The following is a 22,770-nucleotide window of genomic DNA, read 5'->3' as shown; positions in this document are numbered from 1 at the left end:
CGGCAGGGATTCAGGTTCAAGGCAATACGCCGACACGCCTTTCCCGAGCGTTTCGGTCAATCGAGGGCGGCCGGAACTGAAACCGACAATTCCAGGGGCTTGATCGCCGACTCGATCAATTCAGATGCATCGCTGAAATCCGTGGCATCGATTAGCCCCATCGAGAAGCTGGCCGGCACCGACGTAATCAAGCTTTCCAGCTCGTTCCGGCCGAAACCGAACACCGTCATCACGCCTTCTTGGGGTCGATAGGAGTCGATAACGAGATCGTCTTCATGCTGCGCGAGAAACAGTGACCGGCCCGCGACCGGGTCGGCGAAATAGACCCACTGATCGGCCGGCAGATCGCCCGACCAGCTCGAAGACAGCAGTGCAGTGCTGCCGTCCGACCTTACCGAGAAATCGCTATTCGCATCAAACACGCCCCCGGGCGTCCCCTCGTACAGGAACCAGTACGGCCTTGCCGCGGCCAGAACGGTCATTGTCGCCCTGTTGGGGTAGAATTCCCAACGTGTTTTCCACAGCCCGTCGTTGGTCTGGGAATCCACGACAACCTTCACGGGACCGTGATGTACGAGGGAGCTCGTGGCGCCAAGCGAGCCAGGGTGAAAATGCCCCTCTGGATACACCAGGTTGGGTATGCCCCGGAAATTGCCCGCAGAACCGCCGGTCGGATGATAGTCAACCCAGTCGTTACCGTTATTGTCCAGGACACTTGAGAACGCGCCTCCCTGCTTCTGGAAAAGGTAGGTGCCGACCTGGGTTTGAATTTCATAGGCGTACTGATCCTCGTCGAACACATCGTCTGTCAGCGCTACCAGTGGCGCACTGCCCGGCGAGGGTGTACTGCCGCCACCCAATGTATCGAAATACAAGTGGAAGTAGCGAGCGGATCGCTGCGGAGTCAAGCCGCTCATGTAGATCACGATGTCACCGACGGCATTGGAAACCGGATCGAAATTGATCGCCGGGACGAACTGGAAGGGGATGTCGGCTGACACTACCGCCCCGTTGGCGTCAACCTCATGACAGCGCAGCGTCGACAGGTCGACTTCTCCGCTTGCCCCAAGATCCGCAATCAACTGGGTGAAATTCACGTCGAGTTCCGCGACCCGCCCCTCGCGAGGGAACTCCGCGGACCCGACACTGAGCAAGGTACGGTAGCGCCAGTTACTGTCCCACCAGGCCCCGCTGTCACTACCGATAGCGGTCACTGTCGCCACGGCGGCTTCCGACTGGTTGCCCGCCTCATCGCCGGCCCGCACCTCGTAGAGGTAGGGCCCCCCGCCTGCATTGCCATCGGTCCAGCGCGTATCTGTCACCGTGGCCACGAGAATGGAATCCCTGTAGATTTGATATTCCGTTACACCGACATCATCAATCGAGGCATCCCAGAACAGGTCGACGCGGGACGCACCCATGGGTACTGCAACCAGGTTTTCCGGTGTGCTGGGAATCTCCGGATTGACGAGCGCCTTGACTTCGACGTTACCGAATCGCGCATCCGCATGGTGAGCGAGCAGGCCGATAGCCCCCGACACCGGCCCCTGGTCCGTGACGAATTCCATGTGCCACTGTAGCGGCTCGGGTTCGGCTTCCTCCCATACCTTGAAGCGGTAGCGGGTGTCGGTGGCGTCGAGCGTCTCCACCTGCACCTTGAACACATATCGTACGCCGAACACAAGCGGCGCCACGTGACTGTCATAGCGTGAGTTGTCGCTGCCGATGAGCTCATACCCCGATCCCCATAGATACCAGGCGAAGGCGCCGGCGGGGAACCAGTACTGGCTCGGCTGCTCCGACCCCAGCGGTGTATGTCCGGGCCACCTGATCGCCAGGCCGACCAGGGGGCTGCCGCTCTGCCAGACATAGGCGTGCGGCCCGTGTTCATGTACCGTAACGGGAACAGTGACTTCGTAATCGGTCCAGCCGACATCACCTATCACCAACAGCCTGTCGTAATCCAGTGTTCTCGACGCCACTTCTCCGTTCTCGACCGACCACTCGCCATCAACGGGATACGCCCATCTTTCAACCGTTCCATCCAGTGACCAATCGACGGTGTAATCGGGGTCGAGCGTCGTTGTGTCGAGGACGACCGTCACCGTCTCACTCGTGCTACGCCCGGAATCATCTTCCGCCCGGATCACCAGCTGATTGGCGCCCGGAACAAGCTGTGTATAGTCGATCTCGACATTGAAGTCGCCCTTTCCAGCCAGACGCCGGCTGTCCGGCCCCACATTCAGGTTTTCCGGGTTGCCGCCATTGAGGGCGTAGGTCAGCGAATTCAGGGCGTGGGCGGTGGCCACGCGCCCCCGAACGTTGATCCAGCGCTGCGCCCGCCCCCGGTCGCCAAAGGTAAGCACATTGTCGTCGAACAGCGTAATCGAGGGCGCACTACCAATACCCGGGTGCGGACAATCCGCCGTCGTGAATACCAGTGAAGCCGTGCCGCTGTCTCCGCTAAACGCCTCCGAGGTCAGGCGCAGCGCATAGCTCTGCTCACAGCGCAGCCAGTCGAGTTCGAGGCTGTGCTCGAACTCATATACCTCGCTCGACGCACTGGCACCGTATTGGGTGGTAATTCCATAGTCGGCGCGGGATACGGCACCAACGTCGGTAGACCACGTGACGGTCGCCGTTGTCGGTCCGGTTGGCTGGACCACGACATTACTCAGTATCGGGCCACTCCCCCCGATTTCCCGGAATATCGCGGTAACCGTCATATCCCCGTCGACGGGCGCGGCTAGCGGATTAACGGTCCCGGTCAGATCGCCATCCCAGCCCTCGAACAGCCAGCCCGCCTCTGGTGCCGCGGTCAGCGTGACCACCGTTCCCTCCGCATAGGTACCGCCCGCCGGGTCCAGTGTCACGGCACCGGCGCCACTGGTGGCCACCGTCAGGGTGTACTCCGGCACCGGTACCGGACTAAAGTGCGCCTGCACCACCGCATCACCGCTCATGGTAATGCTCGCCGGACTGACCGCGCCCGCCAGATCGCCGCTCCAGCCCTCGAACATCCAGCCCGTGTCCGGCAGGGCCGTCAGCGTGACCACCGCCCCTTCCGGATACAGGGCGCTGCCCGGAGAACAGCCCACCGCCGGATCGACGGCAACGAGCCCGGGGCCCGAGGTCGAGATACCCAGGCTGTATTGCGCCAAGCCACCGCAGTCCTGCACGAAATTCGCCAGCGCCTCGACATTGCCGTCCATCGTGAGCTGCGCCGGATTCCCGGCCCCGGCCAGGTCACCGCTCCAGCTGTGGAACAGCCAGCCGGGGTCCGCTTGCGCCTCAACGGTCACCGCGGAGCCCGGCGCATAGCTGCCCTGGTCGGGGGTCGCCACCACCGCGCCCCGGCCGGTTGTCTCCCGCGACAGAACATAGCTGCGCTCGAGGGGGGCGGCCAGGTTCATAAAGTAATCGGCCAGGGCCGCGTGCGCCGGTGCCGGACTGCCGCTATTGCCGCCGTAGATACCCACCGCGGACACCGACAGGGGCTGTGTGAAGGTCGCCGCGACCTGCCAGTCGCCGCCATCCATGGAGTAGCTGTGCGTCCAGCTATCGCCCTCGCGCGCGAGGCGCGCGTACAGCGGCGGCACCGCGCCGGGCAGCGCCAGGTTGGCCTGCACCACCGAATTGCCACCGTCGATAAAGGCGGTGAAAACCCGGACCTGGGAGCCATCGTGATAGATCCCGGCCCGAACAAAGGTCGCGCCGTCCTGCTCCGCCAGCACGCCCTGCATCTGGAACGCCTGACTTCCCGCGCTGTCGAACTTCACCTCGACCAGGAAGTCTTCGTCCGCGGCCGACTGCATGACACGTACCGCGCTGTTGCCCCCGCCCCAGGGTTCATGGTTCTGCCCGGCCGGGACATCAATCACCAGCCGGCCGCCGACCGCGCTGGCCTGGCCACCGCCAAGCGGGTCCACCAGGGTCCAGACGCCGGGGTCCAGCGAGGTCCCCACAAAGTCATCCGAGACCAGGCCACTGGCACTGCCCGGCTCGATAAAGTTCGCCTGAACCAGCGCATCCGCTGTCACCGTCAGCGTTTGCGGATTGACGGTCCCGGCCAGGTCGCCATCCCAGCTCTCGAACAGCCAGCCCGCCTCTGGTGCCGCGGTCAGCGTGACCACCGTTCCCTCCTCATAGGTACCGCCCGCCGGGTCCAGTGTCACGGCACCGGCGCCACTGGTGGCCACCGTCAGGGTGTACTCCGGCACCGGTACCGGACTAAAGTGCGCCTGCACCACCGCATCACCGCTCATGGTAATGCTCGCCGGACTGACCGCGCCCGCCAGATCGCCGCTCCAGCCCTCGAACATCCAGCCCGTGTCCGGCAGGGCCGTCAGCGTGACCACCGCCCCTTCCGGATACAGGGCGCTGCCCGGAGAACAGCCCACCGCCGGATCGGCGGCAACAAGCCCGGAGCCCGAGGTCGAGATACCCAGGCTGTATTGCGCCAAGCCACCGCAGTCCTGCACGAAATTCGCCAGCGCCTCGACATTGCCGTCCATCGTGAGCTGCGCCGGATTCCCGGCCCCGGCCAGGTCACCGCTCCAGCTGTGGAACAGCCAGCCGGGGTCCGCTTTCGCCTCAACGGTCACCGCGGAGCCCGGCGCATAGCTGCCCTGGTCGGGGGTCGCCACCACCGCGCCCCGGCCGGTTGTCTCCCGCGACAGAACATAGCTGCGCTCGAGGGGGGCGGCCAGGTTCATGAAGTAATCGGCCAGGGCCGCGTGCGCCGGTGCCGGACTGCCGCTATTGCCGCCGTAGATGCCCACCGCGGACACCGACAGGGGCTGTGTGAAGGTCGCCGCGACCTGCCAGTCACCGCCATCCATGGAGTAGCTGTGCGTCCAGCTATCGCCCTCGCGCGCGAGGCGCGCGTACAGCGGCGGCACCGCGCCGGGCAGCGCCAGATTGGCCTGCACCACCGAATTGCCACCGTCGATAACGGCGGTGAAAACCCGGATTTGGGAGCCATCGTGATAGAACCCGGCCCGAACAAAGGTCGCGCCGTCCTGCTCGGCCAGCACGCCCTGCATCTGGAAGACCTGACTCCCCACACTGTCGAACTTCACCTCGACCTGGAAGTCTTCGTCCGCGGCCGATTGCATGACACGTACCGCGCTGTTGCCTCCGACCCAGGGTTCATGGTTCTGCCCGGCCGGGACATCGATCACCAGCCGGCCGCCAACCGCGCTGGCCTGGCCACCGCCAAGCGGGTCCACCAGGGTCCAGACACCGGGGTCCAGCGAGGTCCCCACAAAGTCATCCGAGACCAGGCCGCCCACCGTCAATCCAACCGCCACCGGGCTCGATGACTGCAAACCGTCCCTCGCCCGGTAGGTAAAGGTGTCGGTGCCGATGTAGCCGGCCCCGGGCGTGTAGTCGAATGAACCGTCCGCGTTCAGCGCCAGGCTGCCATGCGCCACATCGTCCACCAGCTCCGCCTGCAGCGGATCGCCCTCCGGGTCGGTGTCGTTGCTCAACACGCCGCCACCCGCCGCCACCGACAGCGGCGTGTCCCTGGACACCGCATACTCGTCCGCCACGGCCTGCGGCGCCCCGTTTCCGGTGACCAGCGCCAGCACCTCGCCGGCATCCAGCGCCCGGTCCAGGATCTGCACCCGATCCAGCAGGCCCGCAAACAGACGGCTGCCCCCGCCCGGCTGCGCTCCCACCGCAACGCCCATCGACGGGTCCACGTCCATCGCCCCCGCCAGCGGCACGCTGCCAACCAGTTGCCCGTCGAGGTACAACCGCAGCGTCGCCCCATCGTGGGTCAGGGCCGCGTGTTGCCACACCCCGGTGAGCAGATTCCCGGCATCGGCAATCAGCGTCCGCGTGCTGCCGCCCACCCGCACCCGGCCGCGCAGGCGAACCGCGCCGCCCGAGCGGATGGTGCTCAACATGAACACGTGCTCGTTGTCGGACAGTCCCACGGCCTTGGACAGCAACCGCGGGTCCTGCGCCGCGCCGGGATAGCTGTCCGCCTTGAACCACACGGCCAGCGTCAGGCCGGCCCCGGCCACGTCGAGGTTGCCGAGATCGACCCAGTCGTTGACCCCGTCCAGCCGCAGCGCGTAGGCGCTGCCGTCCGCCGTGCCGGACTCGTAGGCCGGGCCGCCGACGAGTTCGCCGTGGTTGCCCTGGCCGCTGCCGTCCAGCGCCTGCGTGCCACCGCCCTCGTCGAGGGACAACTGCACCACCGAACCTGGGATCACGGGCAGCTCCGCCTGAACGTCGATCGTCACGGTTGCCGTGTTCGACAGGGCAAGGCCATCCCCGACGGTATAGCTGAACAGGTCCGCGCCGCGGTAACCCGCCTCCGGCATGTAGGTAAAGGAGCCGTCGGCATTCAGCGCCAGCGTGCCGTGATCGACATCCTCCACCAGGGTCGCGTTGTGCAGCGGGTCGCCATCCACATCGGTATCGTTGGCCAGCACGCCGTTGGCCACCCCGACCACCAGCGCGCCGTTTTCACTGGCCTGGTAGCTGTCCGCGAGGGCCACCGGGGGGTCGTTTACCGCCAGCACCGTCAGCGTCACCGTCGCCTCGGCACCGGCACCCGTGCTGCCATCCACCGCCCGATAGACGAAGGTATCGGAACCGCTATAGTCGGCCCCGGGCGTGTAGTCGAATGAGCCGTCCGCGTTCAGCACCAGGCCGCCATGCGCCACATCCTCCACCAGCTCCGCCTGTAGCGGGTCGCCCTCCGGGTCGGTATCGTTGCTCAACACGCCGCCCCCCACCGCCACCGACAGCGGCGTATCCTCGGACACCGCGTACTCGTCCGCCACGGCCTGCGGCGCCCCGTTCCCCGAGGCCAGCACCAGCACCTCGCCGGCATCCAGCGCCCGGTCCAGGATCTGCACCCGATCCAGCAGGCCAGCGAACAGACGGCTGCCCCCGCCCGGCTGCGCTCCCACCGCGACGCCCATCGACGGGTCCACGTCCATCGCCCCCGCCAGCGGCACGCTGCCAACCAGTTGCCCGTCGAGGTACAACCGCAGCGTCGACCCGTCGTGGGTCAGGGCCGCGTGTTGCCACACCCCGGTGAGCAGATTCCCGGCGTCGGCAATCAGCGTCCGCGTGCTGCCGCCCACCCGCACCCGGCCGCGCAGGCGAACCGCGCCGCCCGAGCGAATGGTGCTCAACATGAACACGTGTTCGTTGTCGGACAATCCCGCGGCCTTGGACAGCAACCGCGGGTCCTGCGCCGCGCCGGGATAGCTGTCCGCCTTGAACCACACGGCCAGTGTCAGGCCGGCCCCGGCCACGTCGAGGTTGCCGAGATCGACCCAGTCGTTGACCCCGTCCAGCCGCAGCGCGTAGGCACTGCCGTCCGCCGTGCCGGACTCGTAGGCCGGGCCGCCGACGAGTTCGCCGTGGTTGCCCTGGCCGCTGCCGTCCAGCGCCTGCGTGCCACTGCCCTCGTCGAGGGACAACTGCACCACCGAACCTGAGATCACCGGCAGCTCCGCCTGAACGTCGATCGTCACGGTTGCCGTGTTCGACAGGGCAAGGCCATCCCCGACGGTATAGCTGAACAGGTCTGCGCCGCGGTAACCCGCTTCCGGCATATAGGTAAAGGAGCCGTCGGCATTCAGCGCCAGCGTGCCGTGATCGACATCGTCCACCAGGGTCGCATTTTGCAGCGAGTCGCCATCCACATCGGTATCGTTGGCCAGCACGCCGTCGGCCACCCCGACCACCAGCGCGCCGTTTTCGCTGATCTGGTAGCTGTCCGCGAGGGCCACCGGGGGGTCGTTTACCGCCAGCACCGTCAGCGTCACCGTCGCCTCGGCGCTGGCACCCGTGCCGCCATCCACCGCCCGATAGACAAAACTGTCGTCTCCGACAAAGTTCGCCGCGGGCAGGTAACTGAAGGCACCGTCCGCCCCGAGGCTCTGCAGCGTTCCGTGGACCGGCCCCGACACCAGTTCAGCCACTAAATCCAGTGCGCCGCTGGAATCGATATCATTGAGCAGCAGGCCGTCCAGCGCCGTGGTCAGCCACAGTTCGTCCTCGTTCACTGTATAGGCATCCGCCATCGCCACGGGCGGAGTGGCGATAATAATGGTCACCGTTGCGGACTCCGACTCCAGTTCGCCGTCACTGGCTCGATAGCGGAAGCTGTCGCTGCCGTCGTAGCCCACGTCGGGTGAATAGGTAAAGGAACCGTCCGGACTCAGGCTCAACTGACCGTTGCTGACACCGGCCTCCAGCACTGCCTGTAAAGTCACGCTGTCAACATCCGTGTCGTTGGCCAGCACGCCGCTGCCCGCGGCGACCGCCAGAGACTCTCCGGGGACTGCGAGATAAGTATCGTCCACCGCCAAAGGCGCGTCGGCGACATCCCCCACAACCAGGGAGACTTGCGCGAGGGACGAGAATTGCAAGCCATCGCTCGCCCGGTAGGTAAAGGTGTCGGTGCCGACATAGTCGGCCCCGGGCGTGTAGTCAAATGAACCGTCCGCGTTCAGCACCAGGCCGCCATGCGCGGCATCGTCCACCAGTTCCGCCTGCAGCGGGTCGCCCTCCGGGTCGGTGTCGTTGCTCAATACGCCGCCACCCGCCACCACCGATAACGGCGTATCCTCGGACACCGCGTACTCGTCCGCCGCGGCCTGCGGAGCCCCGTTCCCGGTGACCAGCGCCAGTACCTCGCCGGCATCCAGCGCCCGGTCCAGGATCTGCACCCGATCCAGCAGGCCCGCGAACAGGCGGTTGCCCCCGCCCGGCTGCGCCCCCACCGCAACGCCCATCGAGGGGTCCACGTCCATCGCCCCCGCCAGCGGCGCGCTGCCAACCAGTTGCCCGTCGAGGTAGAGCCGCAGCGTCGACCCGTCGTGGGTCAGGGCCGCGTGTTGCCACACCCCGGTGAGCAGATTCCCGGTATCGGCAATCAGCGTCCGCGTGCTGCCACCCACCCGCACCCGGCCGCGCAGGCGAACCGCGTCGCCCGAGCGGATGGTGCTCAACATGAACACGTGCTCGTTGTCGGACAATCCCACGGCCTTGGACAGCAGCCGCGGGTCCTGCGCGGCGCCGGGAAAACTGTCCGCCTTGAACCACACGGCCAGCGTCAGGCCGGCCCCGGCCACGTCGAGGTTGCCGAGATCGACCCAGTCGTTGACGCCGTCCAGCCGCAGCGCGTAGGCGCTGCCGTCCGCCGTGCCGGACTCATAAGCCGGGCCGCCGATAAGCTCGCCGTGGTTGCCCTGGCCGCTGCCATCCAGCGCCTGGGTGCCACTGCCCTCGTCGAGGGACAGCTGCACAACCTTGGCGCCGAAACCCGGCGTGGACCAGATGCAGCATAGCCCCAGGAGAAAGACGCCGAAAATGGACGCGGGTGTCCTCATAGACAGTTCCTGTTCATGGCGCGGCCCGACATGACTCGGTGTATAGCGTGGTACTTCAAAGTGTTCGGCTTACTTAACAAAAGGACAGTATTCTGAATGGCCCGTTAAACCAGGCGCCCGCCCCACCGAGTGCTTGAACAATGAATTTCCTCCACCAGTGAATTGATTCCGTATATCTCTATTCCTTTTGCAAATAACGCGCCACCAACTGACGGGCCGGGAATCCGCATTGGGGCCCGCCGACTGATACGACTCAACACCTGGCAAGCCATTGCAAGGAGCGGGCGGCTGAAAGCCTCATACCGCAGTGCGCCAGCGAAGCGGGCCATGAAATTGGCCTGCATCTTGCAGCGACTCGCGAGACTTCGCAGCGCGGATCGAAGTGTTGCAGTCCTTGCTTCCACCTAGCCAATGAATAGGGGGCCACTTTGCTAAGGATAGGTATCGTCGGTTATGGGTATTGGGGCCCGAATCTGGTCCGGAATTTTTCCACAACACAGGGAGCCGAAGTCAAAATCGTCGCCGATCTCGACCCCGCGCGGCTGGCCAGGGTAAAGCAGCTGAACCCGGCAATTGAAGTAACGGCGGATATACAGGACCTCCTCGCCAATCCCGACCTGGACGCCGTTGCTATTGCGACGCCGGTTTCCACGCATTACGAACTTGCATTGCAGGCCCTGCGTGCAAACAAGCACGTATTTGTCGAAAAGCCGATCGCCGAAAATTCCGAGCAGACCGAGCACCTAATCGAAGAAGCCGAAAAGCGCGATCTCGTGCTGCACGTCGACCACACCTTTATCTATACAGGTGCGGTGAGAAAAATGCGCGATCTAGTGCGAGACGGCGAAATTGGTGATATCTACTACTACGACTCGACCCGCGTCAATCTCGGCCTGTTCCAGTCCGACGTCAACGTAATGTGGGACCTGGCTGTACACGACCTGTCCATAATGGACTATGTATTGCCGTCCAAGGTTACGGCTGTCTCGGCGTCGGGCGTGAGTCATCTCAAAGGGCAACCCGCTAACGTCGCATATCTTACCGTCTTCTTTGAAGACAACTGTATCGCCCACCTGCACGTGAACTGGCTATCACCAGTCAAGCTGCGCAAAACCCTGCTCGGCGGAAGTCGCAAGATGATTGTGTACGACGACCTTGAACCGAGCGAAAAGATAAAAATCTATGACAAGGGAATTACCTTGCACGAAGACAAGGAAAAAGCCTATCAACAAAGGGTGGCCTATCGCAGCGGCGACATGCTTGCACCGGAACTGGACATCAGGGAAGCGCTTCAGGTTGAAGCCGAGCAGTTCCTGCGTTGTATCAACGAGAATATAGCTTCGCCCAGTAACGGGCAGGCTGGCCTGCGCGTGCTGCGAATTCTCGAAGCGGCGACAGTGTCACTCTCGGAACGGGGCAGGCCCGTTAAACTCGGCTGGAACGGGAGAGGCATGAAAGTGGCATGATACCGTTTCTGGACCTGAAGGCTCAATACGAAAGCATCAAGGATGAAATCATGCCGGCGGTCAGTGAGACGCTGGCGAGCACGCAATGGATTCTGGGCGATCAGGTGACGGCGTTTGAGAATGAGTTCGCACAGTACTGCTCGGCGGGTATCGGAGTCGGCGTGAATTCCGGCACCAGCGCCTTGCACCTCGCGCTACTGGCCGCCGGTATCGGGCCCGGCGATAAAGTCATCACCGTTGCAAACACCTTTGTCGCGACCGTGGCGGCGATCGATTACACCGGGGCCCAGGCTGTATACGTGGACGTCGACGAACACACCCTGAACATCGATCCCGGCCTGATAGAGTCAGCCATAACAACGCAAACGAAAGCAATCGTTCCTGTTCACCTTCATGGCCAGCCGGCGGACATGGACCCTATTATGGAAATAGCCAGGCGGTACGGCCTGGTTGTCATAGAGGATGCAGCGCAGGCTCACGGCGCCGAATACAGGGGTCGGCGGGTCGGCACCCTGGCCGACATGGGCTGTTTTAGCTTCTATCCTGGAAAAAACCTCGGCGCCTGTGGCGAAGGCGGCATCGTACTGACAGACAACCCTCTGTATGCCGAAAAAATACGCATGTTGCGCGACTGGGGACAGGAGCGGAAATACCACCATGTGCACAAGGGGTTCAACTATCGCATGGAAGGTCTTCAGGCCGCCATACTTCGCGTAAAACTTCGACATCTTGACGCCTGGACCACGGCCAGGCGCGATATCGCCAGTTACTACGACGAGCTGCTCGCGGGCAGTGATATCACATGCCCTTGGGAGCAAAGCAACACCAGGCATGTGTACCACGTATATGCAATACGTGTTCGCGACAGGGATCGCGTACGACAACACCTCGATAAAAGCCATATACAAACGGGCATTCACTACCCAATACCGGTTCACCTGCAGGCCGCCTACGCGACCAGCCGTTGCGTCAGTGGCGATCTGCCGGTTACAGAACGCGCCGCGGGAGAACTTCTTTCGCTGCCAATCTTTGCCGAGCTGGGAAAACACGAGGCAATGCAAGTGAATAACGTACTGCGCTCTGCGCTAAAGGAAACCGCATGACAGCTTGCCGACGAGCCTGCCGGCAAAAAATCGTAACGCGGATAGGACGAGCCGACGGAGCCAAAAGGCGCGACGAACAGCGTCCATCCACCACTTAATCAGGACAGACTGTGGCCAGCAACAACGGAATATGGATCGACCTGGACAATACGCCCCACGTCCCCTTCTTCCGGCCGATCATCGCACAACTCACCGACCGGGGGGAAAAGGTAGCGGTGACGGCACGCGAAGCTTTTCAGGTATGCCAACTGGCTGACCTATTGGGTGTCCGCTACCAGAAAATCGGGCGCCACTACGGGAAAAACCCATTCCTCAAGATAACGGGGCTCGTCTGGCGCAGCGTGCAAATGATTCCGTTTGTGCTGCGCAAGCGTCCGTCCCTGGCGCTTTCGCACGGATCCAGATCGCAAATCCTGATCTGTAATCTCCTGCGCATACCTACTGTCATGCTGATGGACTACGAACATGCAAAAACACCACTGCTACTCAGGCCACGCTGGCAGATAGTGCCCAGCGCGATCTGGAGCGAGCGCCTGCAATGCAGAAACAGGAAACGCATCCTCGCATACGACGGCATCAAGGAGGACGTCTATGCCCACGACTTTGTCGTGGACCCTTCACTACCGGGGGCGCTGGGGATAAATACCGACAAAATCGTCGTCACCGTGAGGCCGCCCGCGACAGAATCTCACTACCATCAAGCTGAAAGCGATTTGCTGTTCGAGGCGTTCATGGACCGGGCTTGCTCAAACAGTGAACTGCAGATCATTTTACTTCCCAGAAACCGGAAGCAGGAGGCTTTCTATCGAGCCTCTCACCCTGAGTGGTTCATCGGTAAACGAGTGATTGTACCGGAAATCGCCGTAAACGGGCTGGACCTGCTGTGGCACTCGGACCTCGTGGTGAGCGGTGGCGGCACGATGAACCGGGAAGCGGCGGCACTCAATGTGCCTGTATACAGCATCTTCAGGGGCCCGGCCGGCCTCGTAGACAAAGAGCTGGCTCGACAGCGGCGCCTGGTAATGGTCGACAGTGTGAGCGCAGTGCAAGAGATCGGCTTGCGAAAAAAAACGTCCAGGCCAATCGAGGAAACTCAGAACACTCCCCTCACAACGATCCTGGAGCATATCGAAGAGATCTTGCGGCAGGAAAACCTGTGCTCGCAGGCGCATGCCGTGTGAAAGGGCGACTGAGAGTTGACACGTTCAATGAGCAGGCCCTGGGTGAGTTCATGGTAATTTTCGCAATCGGGACATAACACGAAGTGTTTTAACATGCTCTCATCGATATTCACATTGGACTACGAAATTCACGGAAACGGCGACGGATGCCCCATGGCACTCATGGTCGACCCTACCGATCGCCTGCTTCGTCTCTTCAGCGAATACGGCGCCAGACTCACGATCATGGCCGACGTTGCCGAGATAATAAAATACCGGGACTACTTCCGGGATACGGGCAATGATCGCTTTCATTACCAAAGCATCAAGCAGCAGCTTCGCGACGCCATAAAATGCGGTCACGATGTCCAGCTGCATATACATTCCTCGTACTTTGGCGCCCGTTTCGATGGTAAGCGATGGAAGCAAAACTGGGACGAATACGACTTCGCCAGCTTGCCTCCCGGGCGCATGGACTGCATGGTCGACACAGGCAAGCGTTTTCTCGAGTCAATGCTGCGCCCTGTCGACAGCAACTATCGATGTTACGTATTTCGCGCGGCGAACTGGTCTGTATCGCCGTCCGAAAATGTGGTTAAGACACTGGAAAACAACGATATACGTATTGATACCTCCGTCTTCAAGTACGGCCGTCGCGAAGGCAGGGTGAACTTTGACTATCGCTCCGCGTACAGCGCGCTTCGCCCTTGGCGGGTGAACAGGAAAGACATTTGCCGCAGCACACCGGACGGACCCATCTGGGAGTTCCCCATCTACGCGGAAAACCGATCGATCGCGGCCTTTGCCACGGCCGGACGCCTTCACAGGGCCGTACTGGGCAGACATCACCGCATCCAGGAACCAGCAAGCCAACAGTCCGCCAGTCGTCGAACAAGAACCTCCAGCCTGGCGACGCAGGCGAGCAAGCTGTTTGCCAAACACGCGTGGAAGGCGGATTTCAATCAATGTACCGGCCGGCAACTGATATCGGCATTAAAACGCGCGGAATCAGGTATTACAGATTCCCCCACCCCGATCCCCTTTGTGCTTATCGGCCATTCCAAGCTATTTACGGACTATAACGCGCGTTCAATGCGCCCGCTGCTGAAGTACATTGCACAGCATCGGGACCGGGTAGGGTTTGGGGGGTTTTCGGACTTCGACTTACACCAGGCAACGAGTTGCGAATCATGAAAGCGGAAACACCACCTGACCTGTCCATTATTATAGTCAGCTGGAACGCAAGCGACTATCTCAGGGAATGCCTTCAATCCATCCGCGAGGAAGGCCTTTCGGGAAAAATTGAGGTCATCGTTGTCGACAACGCATCCGATGACAACTCTGTTGGCATGGTCAAGGAACAGTTTCCCGAAACCGTACTCCTGTGTAATTCTGAAAACCTCGGATTCGCCAAGGCCAACAACCTCGGCATAAACGTATGCCAGGGCCGCTATATCGCCCTGGTAAATTCTGATGTACACATCCTGAACGGCTGCCTGCGAACCCTGGTTGAGTTTTTGGAGGGCCATGCATCGGTTGGATTGGTGGGTCCGTTCATCATTGGCGCTGACGGAAGGCAACAGCTTTCCTGTCGGGCGGCGCCAACCCTTTGGAATATGACATGCCGCGCCTTGGCGCTCGACTCGATTTTCCCCAAAAGCGGGCTTTTCAACAGGTATTTCATGGGCGACTGGGACCATGCCAGCACTGCTTCGGTAGATATTCTAAGTGGCTGTTTTTGGCTAACGTCGCGTTTCGCCCTGGATAGCGTCGGCGTGCTCGACGAATCCTTTTTTATCTACGGCGAAGACATGGACTGGTGCAAACGATTTCACGATGCAGGCTGGGACGTCGTATTCATTCCGCAGGCAAAAGCCATTCACTATGGCGGAGCCAGTTCGAGCAACTCACCTACCCGCTTCTTCGTTGAAAAGCAGAAAGCCGACTTGCAGTACTGGCGAAAGCACCACCCTGGACTGCCTTCTGCCCTCTACTCGATCATCGCCGTGTGCCATCACTCCATTCGCGTGCTCGGCTATTCCATCAAAACCATCGCGTATCGCGGCCGCGGAATCAAGCCCTGGTACAAGGTCCGGCGAAGCGCCGCATGCCTCGCCACACTGTTTGGGCACGCAACGCATTGACGTTTTCGACAGCACAGCCTGGCCTTCAAGGTCCAGGGGGAGCACAACTACAATGGATTCCGGCTTCGTACTCCTGACAGCGGCAAAAAACGAAGAGAAATATATAGGGCTCGCACTGGAATCTGTCGTGCGGCAAAGCGTCCACCCGCTGGCGTGGTACATTGTCGACGATGGCTCGACGGACAGTACGCCACATGTCGTGGAGCGCTATGCGCTAGCTTATCCCTTCATACATCTGCTCCACAACCAGTCCGGAGGCGAGAGAAGTTTCGGCGCGCAATACCGGGCAATAACAATGGCATATCAAACGGCGCGAAAATCCGGGCTAGACTACGATTTTGTCGGCATGCACGACGCCGACATCGCCCTGCAGAGTACAGACTATTTCAAAAACCTACTGGCGGCCTTCACAGCGGATTCTTCGCTCGGCGTGGCCGGAGGCTACATTTTCGAAAAGAATCATGGGCGCTGGCGATCGCGCCCGGCAAACTCGCCGCAAGCAGTGGCGGGCGGTCTTCAGATGTTCAGACGCCGCTGTTTCGAGGATATCGGTGGCTATACCCCTTTGCGTTTCGGCGGAGAAGACTGGCTGGCGCAGATAGAAGCGAAGAGGTTCGGCTGGCATATTCGCGCGCTCACCACATTGGCCGCCTTTCATCACAGACCCACATCAAGCGCCGATGGCCGCCTTCGCGGGCTGGTGCGTCTCGGCATGATGGATGCCTCTTTCGGCTCGCATCCTGTATTCGAGATATTGAAGTGCGCACGCAGATACCGCGAAAAGCCCTATGTCATCGCCAGCCTGATTCGGTTTTATGGATACGTCAGGGGCAGCATGAGCATGGATACGCCACTACTACCCCCCGAAACCGTCGACTATCTCCGTCGCGAGCAGAAACTTCGACTGACCCGGCTCGCGTCCCCGTTCAGATCCGCCGCCAAAAGCACCGCATGACGCAATGAGAAATAGCGGACTCGATAACACAGGACTAAACGGCTGCCGCCGAACGCGAGAAAAGGCATTCGTTTTCCAACAGGGAAAGTATCCGGTGCAGCGCGCCGCAGATGTCAGCGTACGGCAGAATAACCAGATACCCAGCCTATCCGCCAGACGGGAATCATCATGAAAGTACTGGTAGCAATAGCGAATTACGGGACAAAAAACAGGTCGCTTGTAGAGCGGATTATCGATGAATACTCATCGATGCGTTATGAAACGGATATCGTTGTGCTTTGCGAGACCCCAAAGAATCTTGGGCCCGATATCAGCGAGCTGGTAGGCTTGCCCAATTCGGACCCCTGGTCGCTGCCGTTTGCTCACCGAAGACTGTTTTGTGATCGCGCCACGGACTACGACCTGTTTATATATACGGAAGACGACATGCTGATCACTGAAGGACATATAGAAGCCTTCCTGAAAGCATCCAGCGCGCTGCCACCCGATCTTATTCCCGGGTTCGTACGATACGAGGAATACCCGGACGGCCGACGTAACTATCTGGATTTTCACGGCCCCTTTCACTGGATTGCCGGCTCGGTACGGCGTATCAATCAGTACGTGGTGGCCAGCCTGTCCAATGAACACTCGGCCTGCTACATGCTCACTCAACAACAGCTCGGTCGCGCAATAGCATCCGGGGGTTACCTGGTAGAACCACACAAGGGGCGCTACGATATGCTGTGCGCGGCCGCGACGGACCCATATACACAGTGTGGCATGTCCAAGGTAATCTGTATTTCACATTTGGCCGAGTTTGAGCTATATCACCTTTCCAATGCCTATCTCGGCAAAGTGGGCCTTTCCGAGCAGGACTACCAGCTACAGATCGAAACCATGTTCGGCATTCTGGATAAGCGACTGTGTTCCTCGACATTACTGTGTGCGCAGAAAAACCTGCAAACTCCAGAATGGGACAAGCACTACTACGAGTCGTGCCACACAGACATTATTGATCAGATCCCATCACAGGCGACACGTATTCTCTCCGTTGGCTGCGGGAGTGGCGAAACCGAAACCGCGCTCACCGACCTGGGCAAGGATGTTACGGTCATACCCCTGGATTCGATCATCGGAAAAATCACGGAGGTACGCGGAGTCAAGGTACTGCCTCCCGATTTCAATCTGGCTTTCGAGAAAATCAGAGGTAAAAAGTACGACGCAATAGTTCTGCTGAACGTTCTTCAACATATCGAAGATCCAATGCGCACCCTTCGTCAGCTCATTGAATTTCTGACGGAGGACGGCGTCATGGTAGGGATTGTGCCGAACCTCGGTACGCAGCGACGTTTCCTTGCGAAGCTCTCTGGCCGCAATAAATTCAGGTTTATGGAACAGCCCTTCACCCAATCGAAGCTACATTTAACCAATGCAAATCGCCTGCTTTGCTGGCTTCGGGCAAGTGGATTGCCTCACTCCGACATACGCTATCGCAGGAACCCATCTTCATCGGTCCGGAGCCTTATCGCCAAGCGCACAGACAACACGTTGCTCGCGCCCGATATCGTATTCTCTACCCGGGCAAACTCGTCCTGGAGCGTCAGGTCCCAATGGACATAGCAACCGCGGCCACGACAGCCAATGCCGGAACCTCCAGTTGCGCTCTTTGCGGAGGCACCGGCAAACTGCGCTACGGCGTCCTAACGGACCGGCTATTCGGCGCTTCCGGCTCGTGGAGAATTTCCCAGTGCACCAACCCTTCCTGCAAGCTACTGTGGCTCGACCCGACACCAGAAGCCGGTGAAACCGCAAAGGCTTACAACAATTACTATACTCACGCCAATTCGCATTCCGCCGAACCGGCCAGCGTGCCCAAACGACTCTATCGATCACTAAAGGAACATTACCTGGCGACCCGTTTCGGTTACACCCAGTTATCAACAAGCGCCTCACTTGGCTACTTGAGCAGACTACTCCATCTTTTTCCCCGTCGACGCTCCGAGATCGACGAAGAGGTCCGGCATCTACACGCGGTTTCGGGCGGCCGCTTGCTGGACGTTGGCTGCGGCTCTGGAAAGTGGCTTGTCGAGATGCAGCAACTTGGATGGGAAACCCGCGGCATCGATTTTGACAGCGATGCCGTAGAGGTCGCGAAAGCCGCGGGCTTGCGGATCGACCAGGGATCGCTTGAGACACAACACTATCCTCAAGACCACTTTGACGCGATTACCCTGAACCACGTTATCGAGCATCTGCCCGACCCGCTTCGTACACTCAGCGAGTGCCACCGTATTTTGAAGCCTGGCGGGGTTTTGATGCTGTACACGCCAAACAGTGAAAGCATGGGCCACCGTGTCTTCAAGCAGTCCTGGCGTGGACTGGAACCACCGCGACATCTTTACTTGTTCAGCCAACGCGCCATGCAGGCCGCACTCGCAACCGCGGGATTTTGCAATCCGGACATCAAAACCACGAATTCGCTCTACATGTGGCAGCAAAGCATCTGGCTCGAGAACGGCAATTGCGGCCCCAACCACACTCTGAGCTCTAGCCAGAAGATGCGCGCACTGCTATTCACAGCTATCGAACAGGCCGCTCTACCGCTACGTCCACTGATCGGCGAGTGCCTCGTTGTACAAGCGGAGAAGACGTGAACGGCCTGGGGGTGGCGACACTCACCATATTGTTGACATTGGTAGTGGCTGGACCCGCCCGCTGGGCAATGCTTGCGCTCTTCGGCGGCGCCTTGTTCATGACGCTTGGGCAGGCGATCGAGGTCGCGGGCATCGCAATCTATCCCATGCGCTTCCTGACCCTGGCGGCCATTATTCGCATTATCGCTCGCCGGGAATTCCCGCTGTCTGAATTCAACGGCCTGGATAAGGCACTTTTGCTGGCCTATGGCTACAGGACGGTAATCTATATCGCCAGTGGCAACGGCGCGACAATCAGCGCTGTCGGCCTGATGATCGATACGAGCCTGGCATATCTCGCGGGCAGAGGATTGCTCCGATCACCGCAAGACATGCTCTGGCTGCTCGGATCATTGGCCTTATTGCTAATTCCCTACACAATACTGGTATTTATCGAATATTCGACCTGGAACAACCCCTTTGCCGTTGTAGGGGGCATTTATGAGCACAGCTTTCGCAACGGCAATCCGCGCTCAATGGGAAGCTTCAGCCATGCCACGCTATTGGGATCCTTTGGCGCGAGCTTCATGCCCTTGTTTTTTGCACTGATTCTCACACACAGCTTTCGCATTATCGGCCTGCTGGGAACCATGCTGTGTTCGGCGATTGTTTTTTTCTCGAACTCGGGTGGCCCGCTAATGTGCGCGGCACTCGGAATCCTGGGATGGCTGTTGTGGATAGTTCGAACGAGAATGCATGTTGTCCGTATCACATTCGCCTGCCTGCTCGTTTTGTTATCCCTGGCAATGAAAGCGCCGCTATGGTATCTGCCAGCGAAAGTAAGCGCGATCACCGGTGGCGACGGCTGGCACAGGTCCTATCTGATGGATATGGCTTTCAGGTCACTTGACCAATGGTGGCTCGCGGGGATGTCGGTATTGAATACGAAGGACTGGTTCCCCTACATTGTAGTGACTGGCGGGGCCGACATTATCAATTACTACCTGGATTTTGGCGTTGCAGCCGGCCTGGGCGCTATCGGGCTATTCTGCTATATGCTCTACAAAGCGTTCAGCTACGTCGGGCGAGCGCTTCGTGCAATACGCCTTGACCCCGGCCTAACGCCCGAAGCCGAACGACTCGTATGGGCCTTCGGAATCGTACTCACCATACACGTGTTCAACTGGTTCGGGCTTGTCTACTACGATCAGTTCCATTTTATCTATCTGTTCCAACTGGCAATGCTCGCCACACTCTCAAGCACCTATGTCACCTTCCCCGAAAAAAGACGGACGCCGATGCCCATTCCACGACCACCTCGGGGCGGGGAAGATAGTGGAAGAAAGCCATTCGGGTCACCGCAAGGCGGGAACCCGAAATGAGCTTGTCCGGCGTCCGGCTCTGACTGCCACGGTGTTCAGGGGCTATCCAGCTTGAGACTCTTGACCGTAAGATTGGTGGGCTTGGGGATTTCCGCCACGGGAGCGCCGCCAAACTCATAGGCGCCAAGATCCCAGCTCTGCCCCTGGCCTCGCGCCGACCGCAACCTGTCGGCATTGATCGAGGAGCAGGACGGACAGCTTATTTCAGCTCCGCCATCGACAGTCGGGCTACTCGACGATTGAGGCCGGAACTGATTCGCCGTCTTGTATCCGGAAGCGCTGGCCTGTGCGTTGGTTTGCGACAGGTTCTGCTCGATTATCCGCTGTTTCACATTGCCGCCACCCCAAAAGCCATTGTCATTGATGGAGTGGTTGTTTTGCATTACAAGCTTGTTCAACGGCGGGCGACTGTTACCCGTGGGCGTAACCCTTACCCCTTTGAAGCCATTGCCATTTGCTCCAACCTGGAAGGTATTGTTCCAGATGTACACTTTGCCCACGGAATCATGGCTGCACCCATAGCAATAGGTGTCAATGTTGACGGCTCCCAACCAGGAAACATCGTGCACAAGGTTGTTGTAGATATAAATAGTGCTATCGGCCCCAAATCGCGGATTTGGATAGATAGCTCCCGAACCACTTCCCACGTGATGAATATAATTATTGTAAATGAGTGCGGGGGTCGATCCGGGATTGACGCCTACCCCCGCCCAGTTGTCGATGTAGAGCGAGTTGGTGTGGAAGGAGCTGTCAAAACTGCCATTGCCTTCGTTGGAGATGTTATACATGTGAGAGTCATGCATGGTGCCGTGGAGAATACCCGTGTTGGCATCGTGGATTTCACAGAAACGGCAATTCCCGCCCCGCAGCGCCGCACCGCTCTGCCGACCGGACCCAGTCCATTCCGCGTTTGACAGCTTGGAATGTTCAACCCATACCGTGGCGGGACTACAGCCCGCGATATGACCATAGATTCCGCCCTGGCCATTGTCCTTGGTAACAGACGGAGCCACCGACCAGTCATGAACCCACAGATTCGACATGGTTACGTTTTTGGGGCAGCTGTAGCGAATGCTCGCCGTCTGGTCACCTCCAACAAAAGTCCGGTGGCCCCTGATGTCCAGGTTATCCATGCGCACGTATTTCTGGCTTCCCAGATTGACGATGTTGCCGCCATTGGCAAGCGATTTGTGTTCGCCGTTGAATATCGGCCTTTCCCAGGAGCTACCCCGGAACCAGGACTTGTCTACACCGTAGTAATCGACTTTCCCGGCCTGCCCCCCCGCAGAGATGGACATCTGGAAACAACGATTGGGCCACGTAACTCCACCCTTGAATATAAAACGGTCACCAGCGGCGTGGGTGTACTCTCCGCCGGACCAGCACGCCATATACGGGTGCGCTTTCCAAGCGGTGTCAGGGGAGCGGCCATCGTTGCCGTCGGCACCTCCCGCATAATCTATGTAGTAGGTGGCCGCGCCAGCCCCAGCCGCGGTAGAAAACGCGACTATCGGTACTACAATATTCAGTAATAGACTTTTCCAATTCAGCATGACGGTATCCCTGGATTTGCTGGATAAATGGAGTAAAAAAAATTCATGAAAGCGCGAAAAAACAAGGGTTCGTATACCTCTCATTCCAGATGGTTTGATATTTTTCGCCAATCACTCTATTCATACCATGTTCATTCACACGACATAGCCGGCAGCGTTAAACGCTCTATCGACAATGCCCGGCAAGTTGAGAGAAGACTGAAGGACCTTCTTGGAGTAAACACCGGCAACCTGGATGTACTTGAAATAGGTCCCGGCCAGTACCTCAGCCAAACGATCTATTTTGCGTTGCACAACCGAGTAACCGCTATCGATCTCGACGTCATCATCCAAAACCCGAAGCTTTCGGGCTACGCCAGGATGCTGCGGGTAAACGGCGCGAGACGCACACTGAAAACCCTCGGCCGTCGGACGATGGGAATCGATCGACGTTACCGGTCCGAGCTCTTCAGGCAACTCGGATGCACCTCCGCCCCCGAACTCAAAGTCATGCAGATGGACGCCACCGAAACGAGCTTTGCGGACAACACCTTTGACCTCGTCTATTCCCGCGCCGTTTTTCATCACTTGCCAGACCCGGCAAAGGCCGTAGCGGAGATCAATCGCATCGTTCGCCCCGGCGGAGCGGCTTACATTGCGCTTCATCCCTATACAAACCCGACGGGCTGCCTGGATACCAGGCTGTTGTCCGGCGACATCGCCGCCCTTGGCATGTGGCCTCATTTGCGCTCCGAATCGAGTGGCCTGGTCCGGTCCAACGCCTATCTGAACAAACTCCGCATCCCTGACTGGCGGCGTCTTTTTTCACAGAAGGCACCCGAAGTCAAAGTCCTGCTTCCGCCCTATGTACCTGATTGCACCGCGGTCGCAGCCAGCTTGCACAACCAGGGTCAGCTCAAAGAGTACTCCGTCGAAGAACTCACCGCCGGTGAATTCGTGGCGCTGTGGAAAAAACCAGCTTCCGATATCGCGCCAATTCCCGAATCAAACGGCTTTTCAAACTGACGCCCGTGCTTTGCAAGAC

The 22,770-nt window shown here is 59.8% G+C and carries 12 protein-coding genes; 10 read left to right on the top strand and 2 right to left on the bottom strand.

Annotation, left to right across the window (positions count from 1 at the left end; genetic code table 11):
* Positions 1-56: 56 nt before the first annotated feature.
* Positions 57-9,368: an Ig-like domain-containing protein gene (locus JYP50_RS01520; RefSeq protein WP_206558683.1), complete on the bottom strand. Its 9,312-nt coding sequence runs from the start codon at positions 9,366-9,368 to the stop codon at positions 57-59.
* A gap of 428 nt (positions 9,369-9,796) precedes the next feature.
* Here JYP50_RS01520 and JYP50_RS01515 point away from each other — a divergent pair, with 428 nt between their 5' ends.
* The 9 genes from JYP50_RS01515 to JYP50_RS01475 all read left to right on the top strand — a co-directional run bounded on the left by JYP50_RS01515 (position 9,797) and on the right by JYP50_RS01475 (position 20,193).
* Positions 9,797-10,834: a Gfo/Idh/MocA family protein gene (locus JYP50_RS01515; protein ID WP_206558682.1), complete on the top strand. Its 1,038-nt coding sequence runs from the start codon at positions 9,797-9,799 to the stop codon at positions 10,832-10,834.
* Complete coding sequence (locus JYP50_RS01510; protein WP_206558681.1) at positions 10,831-11,937, top strand: DegT/DnrJ/EryC1/StrS family aminotransferase; 1,107 nt, start codon at positions 10,831-10,833, stop codon at positions 11,935-11,937. The genes JYP50_RS01515 and JYP50_RS01510 overlap by 4 nt, the downstream gene beginning before the upstream one ends.
* A 110-nt stretch (positions 11,938-12,047) precedes the next feature.
* Positions 12,048-13,118 (top strand): DUF354 domain-containing protein, encoded by a 1,071-nt coding sequence (locus JYP50_RS01505; RefSeq protein WP_206558680.1) that lies wholly within the window; start codon positions 12,048-12,050, stop codon positions 13,116-13,118.
* A 153-nt stretch (positions 13,119-13,271) separates the two neighbouring features.
* On the top strand, positions 13,272-14,291 hold the full coding sequence (locus tag JYP50_RS01500) for a hypothetical protein (RefSeq protein WP_206558679.1): 1,020 nt from the start codon (positions 13,272-13,274) through the stop codon (positions 14,289-14,291).
* Positions 14,288-15,241 (top strand): glycosyltransferase family 2 protein, encoded by a 954-nt coding sequence (locus tag JYP50_RS01495; RefSeq protein WP_206558678.1) that lies wholly within the window; start codon positions 14,288-14,290, stop codon positions 15,239-15,241. Before JYP50_RS01500 ends, JYP50_RS01495 begins: the two co-directional genes overlap by 4 nt.
* A gap of 52 nt (positions 15,242-15,293) precedes the next feature.
* Positions 15,294-16,196 carry a glycosyltransferase family 2 protein gene (locus tag JYP50_RS01490; RefSeq protein ID WP_206558677.1) on the top strand — a complete coding sequence of 301 codons (903 nt, stop codon included), beginning with the start codon at positions 15,294-15,296 and terminating at the stop codon, positions 16,194-16,196.
* A 168-nt stretch (positions 16,197-16,364) separates the two neighbouring features.
* Positions 16,365-17,798, top strand: coding sequence for a class I SAM-dependent methyltransferase (locus tag JYP50_RS01485; protein WP_206558676.1), 1,434 nt, complete (start codon positions 16,365-16,367; stop codon positions 17,796-17,798).
* Positions 17,789-18,832: a class I SAM-dependent methyltransferase gene (locus JYP50_RS01480; protein ID WP_206558675.1), complete on the top strand. Its 1,044-nt coding sequence runs from the start codon at positions 17,789-17,791 to the stop codon at positions 18,830-18,832. Before JYP50_RS01485 ends, JYP50_RS01480 begins: the two co-directional genes overlap by 10 nt.
* Entirely contained in the window at positions 18,829-20,193 is a 1,365-nt protein-coding gene (locus JYP50_RS01475) for a hypothetical protein (protein ID WP_206558674.1), read from the top strand. Before JYP50_RS01480 ends, JYP50_RS01475 begins: the two co-directional genes overlap by 4 nt.
* Positions 20,194-20,228: 35 nt before the next feature.
* Here the strand turns inward: JYP50_RS01475 and JYP50_RS01470 are convergent, their stop codons facing one another.
* Positions 20,229-21,746: a hypothetical protein gene (locus JYP50_RS01470; protein ID WP_206558673.1), complete on the bottom strand. Its 1,518-nt coding sequence runs from the start codon at positions 21,744-21,746 to the stop codon at positions 20,229-20,231.
* Between the two features lie 45 nt (positions 21,747-21,791).
* Between JYP50_RS01470 and JYP50_RS01465 the strand changes: the two genes are divergently transcribed.
* Positions 21,792-22,751, top strand: coding sequence for a class I SAM-dependent methyltransferase (locus JYP50_RS01465; protein ID WP_206558672.1), 960 nt, complete (start codon positions 21,792-21,794; stop codon positions 22,749-22,751).
* Positions 22,752-22,770: the final 19 nt, after the last annotated feature.

The sequence above is a fragment of the Parahaliea mediterranea genome, from assembly GCF_017255185.1.
In the GTDB taxonomy this organism is placed as follows: Bacteria; Pseudomonadota; Gammaproteobacteria; order Pseudomonadales; family Halieaceae; genus JAFKCZ01.
Note: the sequence above shows the minus strand (reverse complement) of the source record. Positions and strands in the feature narration are given on the sequence as shown.

Bases quoted from the DNA above. Each gene is read 5' to 3' on its own strand.
- JYP50_RS01480 (WP_206558675.1), top strand. From the start codon at position 17,789: ATGGACATAGCAACCGCGGCCACGACAGCCAATGCCGGAACCTCCAGT.
- JYP50_RS01495 (WP_206558678.1), top strand. From the start codon at position 14,288: ATGAAAGCGGAAACACCACCTGACCTGTCCATTATTATAGTCAGCTGG.
- JYP50_RS01520 (WP_206558683.1), bottom strand. From the start codon at position 9,368: ATGAGGACACCCGCGTCCATTTTCGGCGTCTTTCTCCTGGGGCTATGC.
- JYP50_RS01470 (WP_206558673.1), bottom strand. From the start codon at position 21,746: ATGCTGAATTGGAAAAGTCTATTACTGAATATTGTAGTACCGATAGTC.
- JYP50_RS01485 (WP_206558676.1), top strand. From the start codon at position 16,365: ATGAAAGTACTGGTAGCAATAGCGAATTACGGGACAAAAAACAGGTCG.
- JYP50_RS01510 (WP_206558681.1), top strand. From the start codon at position 10,831: ATGATACCGTTTCTGGACCTGAAGGCTCAATACGAAAGCATCAAGGAT.
- JYP50_RS01500 (WP_206558679.1), top strand. From the start codon at position 13,272: ATGGCACTCATGGTCGACCCTACCGATCGCCTGCTTCGTCTCTTCAGC.
- JYP50_RS01465 (WP_206558672.1), top strand. From the start codon at position 21,792: ATGAAAGCGCGAAAAAACAAGGGTTCGTATACCTCTCATTCCAGATGG.
- JYP50_RS01490 (WP_206558677.1), top strand. From the start codon at position 15,294: ATGGATTCCGGCTTCGTACTCCTGACAGCGGCAAAAAACGAAGAGAAA.